Origin of the sequence: Rhizobium ecuadorense, assembly GCF_001187535.1 — a bacterium.
Taxonomy (GTDB): Bacteria; Pseudomonadota; Alphaproteobacteria; order Rhizobiales; family Rhizobiaceae; genus Rhizobium; species Rhizobium ecuadorense.
In genome coordinates this window covers 1-270 of record NZ_LFIO01001482.1, presented here as the reverse complement: position 1 = coordinate 270, position 270 = coordinate 1, and the positions used below count along the sequence as shown (strand labels likewise).

Genomic DNA, 270 nt, shown 5'->3' with positions numbered 1-270 from the left:
CTTGACGTCAACCGCTGGAGCGAGGCCAAACGGATCGATCTTTCTGGCGATGCCGACTTCGATCTCTTCGTCGGAAAGCTCGACACGACGCGTGAAGAGCGGCGGGCACTACAGAAGCGCGAGGAGCTGCTGCGCGCGCAGATCCTGTTTGCCATGAACTCGGCGGAAATCGCCACCAGCCGACGCTTTGAAGTTGTCGCACCAACCACGGTCCGCGCCGACGGCGCAACCCAAAGTAAAATCCGCATTGGGCCTGTCTCTTATACCAAT

1 protein-coding gene is annotated in these 270 nt (G+C 59.3%); it reads left to right on the top strand.

What is annotated here, in order from left to right; translation table 11 throughout:
- On the top strand, positions 1-270 hold a 270-nt coding region (locus AF337_RS43420), incomplete at both ends, for a hypothetical protein (RefSeq protein WP_160320385.1).